The sequence below is a fragment of the Nocardia otitidiscaviarum genome (assembly GCF_007362295.1).
Taxonomy (GTDB): Bacteria; Actinomycetota; Actinomycetes; order Mycobacteriales; family Mycobacteriaceae; genus Nocardia; species Nocardia otitidiscaviarum.
In genome coordinates, this window is record NZ_CP041695.1 from 4,230,570 (window position 1) to 4,244,696 (window position 14,127).

The following is a 14,127-nucleotide window of genomic DNA, read 5'->3' on the forward strand; positions in this document are numbered from 1 at the left end:
GTCCGTGAGCCCCACACCAGGCGAACGGTGTGTGAGCACCCGGAGCCAGGACGGAGGAGTCATGCCAGGAACCCTGACTAGCACCCCACTGACCGCGGTCGACCGTTGCGACCGCTGCGGGGCAGGCGCGCGCGTGCGTGCGACCCTTCCCGGTGGTGGAGAGTTGCTCTTCTGCCAGCATCACGCCAATGAGCACATGGATCGTCTTCGTGAGCTCGAAGCCGTGATCGACACGGAGTCGGCACCGGCGCTGTAATCAGCTCCTCCGCCTCGCGGTATGTGAACGCGAGGGGTCCGCTCGACAACTGAATCTTCCCAACAGAAAACCCGACAGCGGGCGACCACACGGTCGCCCGCTGTCGCGCTCTCAGCCCGCCGATTTGACACGAACCGAATCGAGGTGTCCCCTGTCCGCCATCCACGTCACCTACCTGCCGGACCGGCACATGTTCGCCCTCTGGACCTGGGCCGGAACCGGCCCCGGCGCCGCCCCGCGCGCTATCGGGGAGCGGGAGACCGTCGCGCTGGCCGTGCCGTCCGGGCGGCGGATCGAGATCGCCGACGTCGAATGCGCCCTGGTGGAACCCGAGCGACTCCCGACACTGACACTGCCCGACCTCGCGACCTCCGGCCGGGCGTGGCTCTCCGCGCTCACCGACACACCCGGCCCGCTGCCCGCCGCCGCGCACGCGGTGCCCAATGCGGCGGGAACGGCCGTGGTGTCCGCCGAGCGGGCGCTGCGGACCCTACGGGAGACGGTGGCCCTCGCCGGCGAACTGCGCTCGGGCCTGAAGGCGGAGCTGCGGCCCTACCAGGCCCGCGGCATCACCTGGCTGCGGGAGACGACCACCGCGCACGGTGGCGCGGTGCTGGCCGATGAGATGGGCCTCGGGAAGACGGTGCAGGCCATCGGCTTCCTGCTGGGGCGGGCCGCCGAGGGACCGCAACTGGTGGTGTGCCCGACCTCCCTGGTCGGCAACTGGGTGCACGAGATCGAACGATTCGCACCCGGCCTGCGCGCCGTGGCCTGGCGGGGCGGGCAGCCGCCGCACGCCACGGCGGGCACGGTGGTGGTCACCGGCTATCCCACCCTGCGCGGGCACGGCCCCGTCCTGGCCGAAACACACTGGGCCGCGGTGGTGTTCGACGAGGCGCAGGTCCTGAAGAATCCGCGCACACAGGTGGCCAAGGCGGCGCGGGCCATCGACGCGGCGGTGCGGGTGGCGCTCACCGGAACCCCGGTGGAGAACCATCTCGACGAGCTGTGGGCGCTGCTCAACCTGGTGGCGCCCGGGGAGTTCACGCACCGGTCGCAGTTCCGGCGGCGATTCGTGCGGCCGGTGCACGAGGGGTCGGCCGAGGCGGTGCTGCGGCTGCGCGACGCCATCGAACCGGTGGTGCTGGCGCGGCGCAAGGCCCAGGTGGCGGCGAGCCTGCCGCCCAAGATCCACAGCGACCTGGTCTGCGATCTGACCGCCGAACAGGAGACGCTCTACGACCAGCTGCTCGACCGCGCCGAGGCGGAAGGCTTCGGGTCCGGCGCGCAGCGGCACACGCGCGTGCTGGCGGTGCTCACCGAGCTGAAACAGGTGTGCAACCATCCCGGTCTCGTCACCGGTGAGCTGGACGAATTGTTCGGGCGCTCGGGCAAGTTCGACGTATGCGCCGATATTCTCGCCAACAATGTGGAGGTGGGCGCGCCCACACTGGTGTTCACGCAGTACCGGCGCACCGGGGAGCTGCTGGTACGGCTGTGCGCCGAACGGTTCGGGGTGACGGCACCGTTCTTCCACGGCGGGCTGAACCAGCAGGAGCGCGCCGAGATCGTGCGGCGGTTCCAATCCGCCGACGGCCCACCGGTTCTCGTGCTGAGCCTGAAGGCGGCCGGGACGGGGCTGACGCTGACCCGGGCGGCGGATGTGGTGCATTTCGACCGCTGGTGGAATCCGGCGGTGGAGGCGCAGGCCTCCGATCGCGCGCACCGCATCGGGCAGACCCGCACGGTCACCGTCACCACGCTGACCTCGGGCACCACCATCGAGGAGCACATCGCGGGCATGCACGACCGCAAATCGGCGCTCACCGATCTCTCCGATGCCGCCGGAGTGGCGACCCTGGCCCGCCTCGACGACGACCGACTCATGGAACTGCTGCGCCGGAAGCGAGGCAACTGATATGCCCGACAACGAATTCGGTTTCACGCCCTGGGGTATGGACTGGGTGCGCCTGGCCGAACCGCTCTCGGTGACCAAACCCGAACCGCTGCTGCCCCGCGCCCGCAGTATCGCCCGGCACGGCGGGGTGCGGACGGAGATCGAGCACACCGTGGTGCGCGCCACCATCCACCGCGGTTCCGAGGCTTCGGTCACCTACCTGGAGTTCGCGCCGCTGACCGGGGCCGCCATCCGCACCATCGCCGAACTCGTCCCCGCCGGTGCGCTGACCCCGACCGACGAGATGCACGCCGCGATCCGCGCCGCGGGCATCACCCTGGCACCCACCCTCACCAGCGCGGACTGCTCCTGCCGCGCCCGCACCACGCGCTGCGTCCACATGCTCGCCACCTGCTACACCCTCGCTCGCATGGTGGACGAGAACCCCTGGCTGGCCCTGGACCTCCAGGGCTACCGCACGGGCGGCGCGACCGAGGAGGGTCCGGAGCCCGCCCCGGCCCGCTGGACCCCCATCGACAGTCTGGATCCCGCCCGGTTCTTCGATCTCGCCTGACTACGGTCGGCGCGGCTGGGCGGCCGTGGAAGTCACCGTCGAGCATCCCCGCATCTCCCAGGAGCACGGCGTGCGCGACGGCGACTTCGCCCCGTGGTGCGACGATCCCCGCTTCTCCCAGCCGCTGGGCCGAGTCGCGACCGGCCGCGGGTCAGGCGTTCGTTCCGCTGTCGACCGTGAGGAACGCGCCGGTGACGCTGCGGGCGGAATCGCTCGCGAGATAGGTGACGGCGGCGGCGATATCGGTCGCCGCACCGAAGCGGCCCAGGGCAGTGAGCTGGACCTGCCCCTCGGCGTGATCGCTGTCGGCCGGGTTCATATCGGTGTCGGTGGAGCCGGGCTGGATGAGATTGACGGTGATGCCGCGCGGGCCGAGTTCGCGGGCAAGGGCTTTGGTGAAACCGTTGAGGGCCGATTTGCTCAGGTTGTAGAGCGCCAGTCCGCCGAAGGGCGCGTGCTCGACCAGATTGGTGCCGATGCTGATGATGCGGCCCCCCTCGGTCAGGTATTTCAGTGCGGCCTGCGCGGCGACGAACGGGGCGCGGGCGTGGATGTGCAGGGCGTTGTCGATCTCGTCGACGGTGAACTCCTCGAACGGCTTGGCCGGGAAGATGCCCGCGTTGTTGACCAGCACGTCGAGCCGGCCGAGTTCGGCGGCGGCGCGGTCGACGGCGGCGGCCACCGCGGTGGCGTCGGCGCTGTCGGCCCGAATGGCCACGGCCCGACGACCCAGCGCCTCGAGTTCGGCCACCATGTTCTTCGCCAGCACCTCATTGGCCTGATACGTCAGCGCCACATCCGCGCCCGCGGCGGCGAGCGCGCGGGCGATCGCCGCGCCGATCCCCCGGCTGCCACCGGTCACCAGCGCCACCTTGCCCGTCAGATCCGACATCGGAACCCTCCATCACTTTTTGTGTCGATCAGTACATAAATACCCAAGCAGAGGCCCGGCGGTCGCGTCAAGGGGTATATTTAACGATCGACACAGAAAGGAGTCCGCCATGGCGGAACGCGGACGGCCACGGGCGTTCGACCGCGACATCGCGCTGCGGCGCGCCATGGAGGTGTTCTGGGAGCACGGCTACGAGGGCGCGTCCATGACCGACCTCACCACCGCCATGGGCATCAACTCCCCCAGCCTCTACGCGGCCTTCGGCGGCAAGGAGGCGCTGTTCCGCGAGGCCGTCGCGCTCTACGGCCGCACCGAGGGCGGCCTGACCGAACGCGCCCTGCGCGAGGAGCCCACCGCCCGCGCCGCCATCGAGGCCATGCTGCGCGACAACGCCCGCTCCTACACCACCCCCGGCTCCCCGCGCGGCTGCATGGTGGTCCTGGCGGGCTCCACCTACACCACCCGCAATACCGCCGTTCGCGACTTCCTCATCGACATGCGCAGGTGCACAACCGAAGACATCCGGCGGCGGCTGGAACGCGGTGTCGCCGACGGGGATCTGCCGCCGGACACCGATATCGACGCCCTCGCCGCCTTCTACGCGACCGTGCTGTACGGACTGTCCATCCAGGCCCGCGACGGCGTGGACGACCGCGAACTGCAACGCTCCATCGACACCGCCATGGCGGCCTGGCCGGTACCGACGCGCTGATCCCTTGCCGCCCAGCGCTTGCCGACCTCAGACGCGCGGCGTCACATCGGATTCGACGATCCGCTCCGTCGGCGCGGGCAACCGTCGCGCCAGCACCGCACCCCGGAAGAACTCCGGCATGGAGCGGGCGAGCAGCAGATACAGCGGCACCCCGAGCAGCAGGGTGCCCACGCCGAGCAGGAAGACCCCGCCGATCTGCCAGTGCGGCGGGAAGGGCAGCGTCCAGGCGGAATCGCCGTAATCGGCCTGCCAGGAGGTGACGGCCGTCCAGCCCGCCGCGAACAGCAGCATGCCGCCGCCGAGCGCGGGCAGCACGCCCTTCATGACCAGAGCCCTTCGGTCCGAAGCGAATTCGTGCCGGTACAGCCAGGCGCAGCTGACGCCGGTGAGACCGTAGTAGACGCCGATGGAGATGCCGATGGCCGTCACCGCGTCGGCGATGAGCCGCCCGCCGGAGGCGAAGTTCAGCGCCACATAGAGCAGCACCGACAGCGCGCCGAACACCACCGTCGAGACGATCGGGGTGCGGAAGCGCGGATGGACGCGGCCGAACGCCTCCGGCAGTGCGCGATGCAGCGCCATGGAGTAGGTGGTGCGGGCGGTCGGCAGGATCGTGGTCTGGGTGGAGGCCGCCGCCGAGGTGAGCACCATGAGGAACAGCAGGTGCACCAGGAACGAGCCGACCGGGCCCGCGCCGAACACCGCGGTGCCGAGCGCGCCGAGCACATCGTCGACATGATCCGGGTTGGCCAGGCCCAGCCCCTCGGTGCCGCTGCCCGCGAACGCCTGCGCCGCCACCGTCACCAGCAGGTACAGCGCGACGAGAGTGATGGTGGACAGCACCGCCGACCGGCCCGGCGTGCGGCGCGGGTCCACCGTCTCCTGGTTCACCGAGACCGCCGAATCCCACCCCCAGTAGATGAACACCATGAGCAGCAGCGCGGTCACGAAATCGTTGAACGAGCCGATCGCGAACGGGTCGAACCACTCCCAACTCGGCGTCGCCGCACCCACGGCGGCGTGCCCGAGGAACACCCGCACCAGCGCGACCACCGCGAACAGCACCAGGATCACGAACTCGACGGCCAGCAGCCAGGACTGCAACCGCGCCGACACATCGATCCCGGCCACCGCCACCGCGGTCATGACCACCAGATAGACAATGCCCAGCAACAACACCCACCAGCTGGTGGCGTCCGATCCGATCCCGTCGGCACCCACCAGCAGGAAGGTGTACTGCGCGCTGATCTGGGCCAGACTCGCCATCACCAGCAGATCCGACACCACGATCGCCCACCCGGCCATCCACCCCGTGAACGGTCCGAACGCCCGCGTCGCCCACACGAAGCTGGTCCCCGGATCCGGTTCCACCGCATTGAGATTCCGATATCCGATGGCCACCAGCAGCATCGGCACGAACGCCAGCAGCACGATGATCGGGGCCTGCAATCCCACGGCCGCGACCACCAGGCCGAGGGTGGCGGTGATGCTGTACGCGGGCCCGGCGGAGGCCACACCGATGACGACGCTGGACGCCAGGGAAAGCGCACCCGACCGCAGGGTGCTCGGAGAAGTCACCGAACAAGGTTAATGGCAACACTCCCGCAATCAGGAATCCGAGGCCGCATCCGAGCGGAGCACACCCGAGCGGGGGCCGCACCCGAACGGCGGGGCCGCATCCGAGCCACGTAGGTCCGCGCTCGAGCCGCAGGGACAGCGGCGCGGCTTCCCGGGTGCCGCCGTCCTACATCCGGCGCAGTGCGGCGATCCGCTGCTCGAGCTGATCGGCGGTCGCCAAAGCCGTGGGCGGTCCCCCGCACTCCCGCCGCAATTCTCCGTGGATCACCCCGTGCGGCTTTCCGGTCCGATGGTGATGCATGGCCACCAGGCTGTTCAGCTCCCGACGCAGTTCCCCGAGCCGGTCGGCGGTCGCCGCCCGCTCGGTGGCCGCGGTGATTCCGGCCCCCGATTCCGGTCGCACCGCGGTGTCCACCGCCGCGCTGCGCTCCTGCAACTGCCGGGTCTGCCGGTCACGCAGCAGCGCCCGCATCTGGTCGGCGTCGAGCAGACCCGGAATGCCGAGGTAGTCGGCCTCTTCGTCACTGCCCGCGAAGGTCGCGGTGCCGAAGGAGTCGCCGTCATAGATGACCTGGTCGAGTTCGGCGTCGGCGGCGAGGGCGACGAACTTGCGCTCCTCCTCCCCCGGCTCGTCCTTCTGCCGGTTGGCGTCGATGAGCAGTTCGTCCTCGAGGGCGCTGGCCTCGCGGTGCGGTTTGCCGATCACGTGGTCGCGCTGGATCTCCAGCTGCGCCGCCAGGTCGAGCAGCACCGGCACCGAGGGTAGGAAGACGCTCGCGGTCTCCCCGGGTCTGCGCGCACGCACGAAACGCCCGATGGCCTGCGCGAAGTACAGCGGCGTCGACGCGGACGTGGCGTACACGCCCACGGCCAGCCGCGGCACGTCGACGCCCTCGGACACCATGCGGACGGCCACCATCCACGGGTCGGTGCTCCGGCTGAATTGGTCGATGCGCTCGGAGGAGCCCGGATCGTCGGAGAGCACCACGGTCGGCTTGCTGCCGGAGATGTGCTCGATCAGTTCGGCGTAGTCGCGGGCCTTCTCCTGATCGGTGGCGATGATCAGGCCGCCCGCGTCCGGCATCCCGGTGGCGCGCAGCTGCCGCAGGCGGGTGTCGGCGGCGGTGAGCACCTTCGACATCCAGTCACCGGCGGGGTCGAGCGCGGTGCGCCAGGCGCGGGCGGTGTGCTCGGCGCTCAGCGGTTCCCCGAGCCGGGCCTGATACTCCTCGCCCGCGCTGTCGCGCCAGTGCGCGTCACCGCTGTAGGCGAGGAAGACCACGGGACGCACGACGCCGTCCGCGAGGGCCTCGGAATAGCCGTAGGTGTGATCGGCGCGCGACTTCTCGAAACCCGACTCGTCGGGCTCGTAGCTCACGAACGGAATCTTCGAGTCGTCGCTGCGGAACGGCGTACCGGTCAGCGCCAGGCGTCTGGTGGCGTCGCCGAATGCCTCCTCGACCGCCTCACCCCAGCTCTTGGCGTCACCGGCGTGGTGGATCTCGTCGAAGATCACCAGCGTGCGCCGGTTCTCGGTGCGCACCCGGTGTTTGAACGGATGCGAGGCCACCTGCGCGTAGGTGACGACCACACCGTGGTAATCCGACGATGTGGAGCCCGTGGAGTTGGAGAAGTTGGAGTCGAGCTGGAGTCCGCTGCGCTGCGCCGAGGCCGCCCACTGGTGTTTGAGGTGTTCGGTCGGCGCGACCACGGTCACCTGGTCGACGGTGCGGTCGGTGAGCAGTTCGGCGGCTATACGCAGCGCGAACGTGGTCTTACCGGCACCGGGCGTGGCCACCGCGAGGAAGTCCCGTGGCTTCGACGTCAGATACTTGGTGAGAGCCCTACGCTGCCATGCACGAAGCGAACCGCCACCACCCGAAGTCACTCGGAAGAGATTAGCGACCGCGACCGACACCGCACCAATTCGACACATCACAGTTGGGTGGTTCCCGACACATTGGCAGGTCGCAAGCCAACCGCAACCCAGGTGGGCGATGCTGTAACCACCATGAACGAGCACGCTGGCCCTTCTGCGACATCCGCCGCACCGAGCGGCGCGCTCGCGCGTGTCGCCGCCGCCGTGCGCCGCGGCTGGGAACTCGTCGCCCATGTGGCCGTGAAGGCGTGGGACGATTCGATATTCGCCAAGTCCGCCGCGGCCGCGTTCTGGCAGACGCTGTCGCTGGCACCGCTGCTGCTGGGCCTGCTCGGCAGCCTCGGCTACGTGGGCGGCTGGTTCGGTCCCGACACCGTCCAGATCGTGGAATCCAAGGTGATCAGCTTCAGCCGGAAGCTGTTCAGCCCCAGCGTGGTCGACGATCTCATCGCGCCGACGGTCAACGACGTGCTGTTGCGCGGGCACGGCGGTGTGGTGTCCTTCGGCTTCGTGCTCTCGCTGTGGGCGGGCTCCTCGGCCATGGCCACCTTCGTGGACGCCATCACCGCCGCGCACGGTCAGGCCGATGCCCGACATCCGGTGTGGCAACGACTGTTCGCGCTGCTGCTGTACGTGGGCTTCCTGGTGGCCTCGGTGCTCATCCTGCCGTTGGTCGCGCTGGGACCGGCGCTGGTGGGCCGCGCGCTGCCGGAGAGCTGGCGTGAACCCGGCCTGCGGCTGGTGGACAGCTTCTATTACCCGGGCACGGCGCTGCTGCTCATCGTGGGCTTGACCACCCTGTACAAACTGGCCCTGCACCGCACCCTGCCCTGGCACCGGCTGTTCGGCGGCGCGCTGGTGGCCGGTGTGTTCTTCATGGCCGCCAGTGAGGGCCTGCGCCGCTATCTGACCTGGGTCACCCGCACCGGCATCAGCTACGGCGCGCTCGCCACCCCCATCGCCTTCCTGCTGTTCACCTTCTTTCTCGGCTTCGCGGTGATCCTGGGCGCGGAGTTCAATGCCAGCGTGCAGGAGTTCTGGCCCGCCCGGCAGACCCGCTGGACCCAGTTCCAGCAGTGGCTGGCACAGCGCCGCCGCCGACGGCTGTCCGAGGACATCGGCCCCGACGAGGGCGACCCGGACACCGACCTCCCGCCCCCGCTGCCGCCCGCGGACCCGCAGCCGGTACGCACGGTCTGAGCGTCGCAGGGCCGACCGTCGGCCACCCGGATCACAACGGCCGTGGTGAGGCGCGCAGGACCCGACCACCGGGTTTCCGTCGGTCACGGATCCCTGCACTCACCGAGGCGCTGGCCGAAAACGGTTGCGGTACTTGCCATCGCATGGACGTTTCCGTCATCCCCTGCGCCACGCAGGTATCTTGCGGGTATGGGTGACCCATTCGATCGAGCCGACGTCCGTTCCGCCACCGCCGCCGATATCGACCCCGCCGTCCGCACCCTCACCCGCGCTTTCGAGCACTATCCGATGACCCGGCGCAGCCTGGCCCCGGACGACTACCTCACCCGCCTGGCCCGCTACCAGCGCCTGTTCCTCAGCGGCATCGGCCTGCCCCACGGTCGGGTGTGGGTAACCGACGACCACAGCGCCGTCTCGGTCTGGCTGACCCCGTGCACCCCGCTCAGCGTCTTCGCGGAGCTCGCCGCGGAATTCGAGGACATCAGCGGCAGCCGCGCCGACGTTGTCGCGATGGACGGTCCGGTGATCGAGGCGCACCGGCCCGCGGAACCCGTCTGGGGTCTGGCCGTGGTCGGCGTGGACCCGGACCAGCGCGGCCGGGGTCTGGGGCGGGCGGTCATCGCCCCGGGCCTGGCCGCCGCGGATGCCGAAGGCGTGCAGGCGTTTCTGGAGACGCAGGACGCGGCGAATCTGCCGTTCTACGAATCGCTGGGATTCAAGGTCGTCGGCGAAGTCCGGCTGCCCGACGACGGCCCGATGCACTGGGCCATGCTCCGACCGACGCCCTGAGCGGGCTGGCTGATCAGCGGCTCGCCATGTCCTCGCCCGCGCGCACCCTCGTCGCCGAGGAGGCACCGCGCAGGATGGGCACGATGGCGAGGGCGAAGGCTCCGGTCATGAGCAGCCACGGGCCGGCGGCACCGATTCCGGTGGTGGGTAGCAGATCGGACAGCAGTCCGGTGGCCATCGCCGCGGGCAGTACCGCCAGTCCCCCGATCGAAGCGAACAACCCGTAGTAGGTGCCCAGCCAGCGGTCCCCGGCGAGGCCGGGAATCATCGCCCGGGCGGTGGGGGTGGCGATCATCTGGCCCACCGTGAACAGCAGGATGAATCCGACCAGTACGGTCAGCGCCGCCGCACCGCGCAGGTTCGCCGCGACACCGGCCGCTCCGACGGCGAACGCGGCGGCCATCGACGCCAGGCCGACCGCCAGGCAGGTCGCGGGCCGCAGATCCGCGACGACAGCGGTGACCGGCAGCTGCCCGAAGACCACCAGCAGCGACGCCACCGCGAACAGCACGCTCAGGGGTGCCGCCGATCCCCACGCCCGGTCCACCTGCAATGGCAGCAGCAGGTAGAGCTGGTTGTAACCGACGAGCTGCACGCTCATCACCGCGGCGAAGGCCAGGAACGGGCGGTTGGCCAGCGCCACACGCCAACCGGGCACCGATCCCGCACCGCCACGAGAGCAATCGCCGGGTTCGCCGGGCAGCCAGCGCAATTGGGCGCAGCCGATCACCGCGAACAGGGCGGCGGCGACCAGACAGGCGGCGGTGAAGTCGACCAGCAGCAGGGCGGCTCCGACCAGCGGGCCGAGGAAGGTGCCCAGCTGACCGAAGGCGGTGAACAGGGCGAACGCGCCGAGCCGCGCGGAACGCGCACTGTCGCCTCGAGCACCGGCGCGGTCGAGTTCCGTCGATGTGGTCGCCGGTGCGACCGCGCGGGCGAGCGCGGCCTCCACGGCCGGGGAGAACAGCGCCCCGGCGAAACCGGTGAGCACCGCTCCCACGGCGATCCCCGCCAGACCGGTGGACAGACCCAATCCGAGGAATCCGAGCACCCGGCAGGCGCAGCCCAGCAACACCACCGGCCGCACCCCGATACGGTCGGACAGTATCCCGCCGACGATGAACAAACCCTGTTGCGAGACCGTCCGCAACCCCAGCACCGCGCCGATCACGGCCGAGCCCTGCGCGAGATCGTCGCTCAGGTGCACCGCCAGGTACGGCAGCACCATGAAGAATCCGACATTGAACGCCAACTGGGTCAGCACCAGCAGGCGCACCACCGGACCGGCTGCCCGGAACCCACTCACCGCGGTCACGCGGCGGTCCCCACCGGGCAGCCGACCGGTCACCGCGCTTCCACCGCGACCGCCGTGGGCAGGAAGCGGATGTGCAGCCCGCCGTCGGCGGTGTCGGTGACCTCGGCGCGCACCTGGTACACCTCGGCGATCAGGTCGGTGGTGAGCACCTCCCGGACCGGCCCGGCCGCCATGACCCGGCCGTTGCGCAAGACGATCAGGTGATCGCAGAACATGGCGGCCAGGTTCAGATCGTGCAGGGCGACGATCGAGGTCACCGGCAGCCGTGCCACCAGCGCCATCAACTCCAGTTGATGGTGGATGTCCAGGTGGTTGGTGGGTTCGTCGAGCAACAGTTCCCGTGGCTGTTGGGCCAGCGCCCGGGCGATCTGCACCCGTTGCCGCTCGCCGCCGGACAACCGATGCCACAGGCGGTCGGCCTTGTCCTCCAGACCGGTGTGCGCCAGCGCGGCGGCGACCGCGGCATCGTCGGCCGCGCGATCGCTGTCGAACAGGCCACGATGCGGAATCCGGCCCAGCCGCACCACTTCCCGCACGGTGACGTCGACATTGGTGTCCGCGTGCTGCGAGACCACGGCCACCGCCCGCGCCACCTCCCGCCGCCCGATCCGGCGCAGGTCACGCCCGTCCAGTTCAACGGTGCCGGCGGTCGGCGCCGCCAGCCCGGCGAGTAACCGCAACAGCGAGGACTTGCCAGAACCGTTGGGTCCCAGCAGACCCACGGTCTGCCCCGGCTCCGGATGCACGCTGACCGAGTCGACGACGATCGCCCCACCGCGATCCCAGGTCACGCTGTCCGCGTGGAGTGTCATGCGGCCGCCCTCCGTCGGAACATGATGAGTACGAACACCGGGACGCCGATCAGGGCGGTGCCGACGCCCACCGGCAGCGGCGTGGGAGCGAAGGCCACCCGGGACAGCGCGTCGACCCACACCAGGAATACGGCGCCGAAGATCGCGGCGACCGGCACCAGCCGGGCGTGGCCGGGACCGACCAGGAACCGGGCCGCGTGCGGCAGCACCAGCCCCACGAAGCCGATCGCGCCCGCCACGCTCACCAGTGCGGCGGTGATCAGCGAGGTGAGCACCAGCAGCCCGCCCCGCACCCACGGCACCGGCATGCCGAGCGAGGCGGCCACCTCGTCACCGAAGGTGAAGGCGTCCAGTACGAAAGCCAGCACGACGCAGACGAGCACGCCCGCGACCGCCACCGTGCCGGTCACCCACACATCGTCCCAGCGCACTCCCTCCAGCGAGCCGAGCAGCCAGAACATCACGCCCCGGGTCTCGTCGGAGTCGGCGAAGGCGAAGATCACGAAGGAGGTCAGGGCGGAGAACAGCTGGGTCATGGCCACTCCAGCCAGGATCACCCGTTCATTGCTGCCGCCCGACCCGCGCGCCAGCAGCAGCACCAGGGCGAAGGCGAGCAGTGCACCGACGAACGCGCCACCGGACATGCCGATCACCGCGCCGCCCAGGCCGAGCACTCCGATGATCACCGCGCCGGTGGAAGCGCCGGAGGAGATGCCCAGCAGAAACGGGTCGGCCAACGGGTTGCGCAGCAGCGATTGCAGCACCACACCGCACACCGCCAGCCCGGCACCGCATGCCGCGGCGACCAGGGAGCGGGGCAGCCGGTCCTCCCAGACGATGGCGTCCTCGGTGCGCCGGACCGGGATATCGGTCAGACGCAGGTGGTTGGTCAGGATGTCGCGCACATTCACCAGGGAGATGTCCGCGGTGCCCAGGGTCACGGCGACCATCACCGACAGCACCAGCAGTGTGAGGCCGATCAGTATCAGGGCGGGACCGGTGGCGCGGTTGCGGGTGGCGACGCGACCGCCGCGATCGAGCGCGGTCACCGCGGTGGCAGCTGGGCGAGGCCGTCGACGAGCTTCTCGATGCCGTCCACGGCGCGGATCGACGGATTCAGCTCGGCACCGTGCAGTGCGATGTACCGCTTGCCCTGTACCGCCGCCATCGCACCCGCCACCGGATCGGACGCCAGGAAATCCTTCTTGTCGTCCAGACGATCGCCCGGGAAGCGGGTGCGGGCCAGATCGCCGAGCACCAGGATGTCCGGATTGCGGTCCACCACGGCCTCCCAGCTCACGGCCGGCCAGTCGTCGGCCACCTCGGCGAAGATATTCGTCAGCCCCACCGTGGTGGCCAGCAGGTTCGCCGATCCCGTCCCCCCGGCGAAGTACGGGCTCCTGGTGTCGGCGAACCAGAAGCCGACGGTCTGCCCGCTGGCCCGCACCTTCTCGACGGCGGCATCGGTGCGCTGCTTCAGTTCCGCCACCAGCCGCGCGCCCCGTCCGGGCACGTCGAAGATCTGCGCGAGCTCGGTGATCTCCTGATAGAGGGCGTCCATGGTCAGCGGCCGGGTGCGTTTGCCGCCGGCGTTGATGGACCGGCCGTCCTCGCAGTCGGTGGGCGACAGGTAGGTCTCGGTGCCGGTCTCGGCGAACCGCTCCCGGGTGGCGACGCCGCCCTCCCGTTTGAAGTGCCGCCCGAACGATGCCGTGATCAGATCCGGGTCGGTGTCGAGCACGGCCTCGTAGGAGGGGGCGTTGTCGGCCAGCCGGGGAACAGCGGCATTGGCCTCGGCCAGATTCTCCCGGACCGGATCGGTCCAGGACGCGGTGCCCACGATCCTGTCCGCCAGTCCGAGCGAGAGCAGGATCTCGGTGGACCCCTGGTCCAGGGACACCACCCGGGCGGGTGCCTGGTCGAAAGTCTGTGACAGACCGCAGTTCTCGAGCGTCAGCGGGTAGTTCACCACGCCCTCGGTGTCGGATGCCGCCGCCGTGTCGTCGATCGGTTCCGAGGCACCGCAACCGGCGAGCACACCGGCGGACAGCATGGCGACAACGGCCGAGACGAGTAGTCGGCGGGGGCTCGGGCGCATCGGAAACCTTTCATCAGGATCGCTCGGCGGTAGCGAGCGGCACCACAAATTAGGGCAGGCTAAGCATCGTACAGACGTTGTCCAGTGGTCCCACGCGCGGCCGATCCGCCGGGAGCCCCGGCACT

Annotated in this window: 13 protein-coding genes; 6 read left to right on the forward strand and 7 right to left on the reverse strand. The window is 70.1% G+C overall.

What is annotated here, in order from left to right:
- Positions 1-61 precede the first annotated feature (61 nt).
- The 3 genes from FOH10_RS35745 to FOH10_RS18830 all read left to right on the forward strand — a co-directional run bounded on the left by FOH10_RS35745 (position 62) and on the right by FOH10_RS18830 (position 2,727).
- Positions 62-256: a DUF7455 domain-containing protein gene (locus FOH10_RS35745; RefSeq protein ID WP_029924071.1), complete on the forward strand. Its 195-nt coding sequence runs from the start codon at positions 62-64 to the stop codon at positions 254-256.
- Positions 257-446: 190 nt separating this feature from the next.
- Positions 447-2,174, forward strand: a complete 1,728-nt coding sequence (locus FOH10_RS18825; protein ID WP_143984184.1) for a DEAD/DEAH box helicase — start codon at positions 447-449, stop codon at positions 2,172-2,174.
- A gap of 1 nt (position 2,175) precedes the next feature.
- Entirely contained in the window at positions 2,176-2,727 is a 552-nt protein-coding gene (locus FOH10_RS18830) for a hypothetical protein (protein ID WP_143981726.1), read from the forward strand.
- 151 nt (positions 2,728-2,878) lie between these two features.
- On the opposite strand, the gene FOH10_RS18835 is transcribed toward FOH10_RS18830, so the two are convergent.
- The gene (locus FOH10_RS18835; protein WP_143981727.1) at positions 2,879-3,619 is read right to left on the reverse strand and encodes an SDR family oxidoreductase; all 741 of its coding nucleotides are present in this window, start codon (positions 3,617-3,619) and stop codon (positions 2,879-2,881) included.
- Positions 3,620-3,728: 109 nt separating this feature from the next.
- Here FOH10_RS18835 and FOH10_RS18840 point away from each other — a divergent pair, with 109 nt between their 5' ends.
- Positions 3,729-4,331, forward strand: coding sequence for a TetR/AcrR family transcriptional regulator (locus tag FOH10_RS18840; RefSeq protein ID WP_143981728.1), 603 nt, complete (start codon positions 3,729-3,731; stop codon positions 4,329-4,331).
- A 27-nt stretch (positions 4,332-4,358) separates the two neighbouring features.
- Here the strand turns inward: FOH10_RS18840 and FOH10_RS18845 are convergent, their stop codons facing one another.
- Together FOH10_RS18845 and FOH10_RS18850 are read right to left on the reverse strand one after the other, a co-directional pair.
- Complete coding sequence (locus tag FOH10_RS18845) at positions 4,359-5,909, reverse strand: APC family permease (RefSeq protein ID WP_143981729.1); 1,551 nt, start codon at positions 5,907-5,909, stop codon at positions 4,359-4,361.
- Between the two features lie 166 nt (positions 5,910-6,075).
- Positions 6,076-7,797 carry a DEAD/DEAH box helicase gene (locus FOH10_RS18850; protein WP_244961273.1) on the reverse strand — a complete coding sequence of 574 codons (1,722 nt, stop codon included), beginning with the start codon at positions 7,795-7,797 and terminating at the stop codon, positions 6,076-6,078.
- Between the two features lie 123 nt (positions 7,798-7,920).
- Here FOH10_RS18850 and FOH10_RS18855 point away from each other — a divergent pair, with 123 nt between their 5' ends.
- Positions 7,921-8,988, forward strand: coding sequence for a YihY/virulence factor BrkB family protein (locus FOH10_RS18855; protein WP_143981731.1), 1,068 nt, complete (start codon positions 7,921-7,923; stop codon positions 8,986-8,988).
- A 189-nt stretch (positions 8,989-9,177) separates the two neighbouring features.
- Positions 9,178-9,777 (forward strand): GNAT family N-acetyltransferase, encoded by a 600-nt coding sequence (locus tag FOH10_RS18860; protein WP_143981732.1) that lies wholly within the window; start codon positions 9,178-9,180, stop codon positions 9,775-9,777.
- Between the two features lie 13 nt (positions 9,778-9,790).
- On the opposite strand, the gene FOH10_RS18865 is transcribed toward FOH10_RS18860, so the two are convergent.
- The 4 genes from FOH10_RS18865 to FOH10_RS18880 form a co-directional block, all read right to left on the reverse strand.
- Positions 9,791-11,092: an MFS transporter gene (locus tag FOH10_RS18865; RefSeq protein ID WP_244961274.1), complete on the reverse strand. Its 1,302-nt coding sequence runs from the start codon at positions 11,090-11,092 to the stop codon at positions 9,791-9,793.
- A 29-nt stretch (positions 11,093-11,121) separates the two neighbouring features.
- A complete protein-coding gene (locus tag FOH10_RS18870; RefSeq protein ID WP_143981733.1) occupies positions 11,122-11,904 on the reverse strand; it encodes an ABC transporter ATP-binding protein in 783 nt (260 codons plus the stop codon).
- The gene (locus FOH10_RS18875) at positions 11,901-12,854 is read right to left on the reverse strand and encodes a FecCD family ABC transporter permease (RefSeq protein ID WP_228814496.1); all 954 of its coding nucleotides are present in this window, start codon (positions 12,852-12,854) and stop codon (positions 11,901-11,903) included. The genes FOH10_RS18870 and FOH10_RS18875 overlap by 4 nt, the downstream gene beginning before the upstream one ends.
- 95 nt (positions 12,855-12,949) lie before the next feature.
- Entirely contained in the window at positions 12,950-14,002 is a 1,053-nt protein-coding gene (locus FOH10_RS18880; protein ID WP_143981734.1) for an ABC transporter substrate-binding protein, read from the reverse strand.
- Positions 14,003-14,127: the final 125 nt, after the last annotated feature.

Bases quoted from the DNA above. Each gene is read 5' to 3' on its own strand.
- FOH10_RS18830 (WP_143981726.1), top strand. From the start codon at position 2,176: ATGCCCGACAACGAATTCGGTTTCACGCCCTGGGGTATGGACTGGGTG.
- FOH10_RS18840 (WP_143981728.1), top strand. From the start codon at position 3,729: ATGGCGGAACGCGGACGGCCACGGGCGTTCGACCGCGACATCGCGCTG.
- FOH10_RS35745 (WP_029924071.1), top strand. From the start codon at position 62: ATGCCAGGAACCCTGACTAGCACCCCACTGACCGCGGTCGACCGTTGC.
- FOH10_RS18875 (WP_228814496.1), bottom strand. From the start codon at position 12,854: ATGGTCGCCGTGACCCTGGGCACCGCGGACATCTCCCTGGTGAATGTG.
- FOH10_RS18870 (WP_143981733.1), bottom strand. From the start codon at position 11,904: ATGACACTCCACGCGGACAGCGTGACCTGGGATCGCGGTGGGGCGATC.
- FOH10_RS18855 (WP_143981731.1), top strand. From the start codon at position 7,921: ATGAACGAGCACGCTGGCCCTTCTGCGACATCCGCCGCACCGAGCGGC.
- FOH10_RS18880 (WP_143981734.1), bottom strand. From the start codon at position 14,002: ATGCGCCCGAGCCCCCGCCGACTACTCGTCTCGGCCGTTGTCGCCATG.
- FOH10_RS18825 (WP_143984184.1), top strand. From the start codon at position 447: ATGTTCGCCCTCTGGACCTGGGCCGGAACCGGCCCCGGCGCCGCCCCG.
- FOH10_RS18860 (WP_143981732.1), top strand. From the start codon at position 9,178: ATGGGTGACCCATTCGATCGAGCCGACGTCCGTTCCGCCACCGCCGCC.
- FOH10_RS18835 (WP_143981727.1), bottom strand. From the start codon at position 3,619: ATGTCGGATCTGACGGGCAAGGTGGCGCTGGTGACCGGTGGCAGCCGG.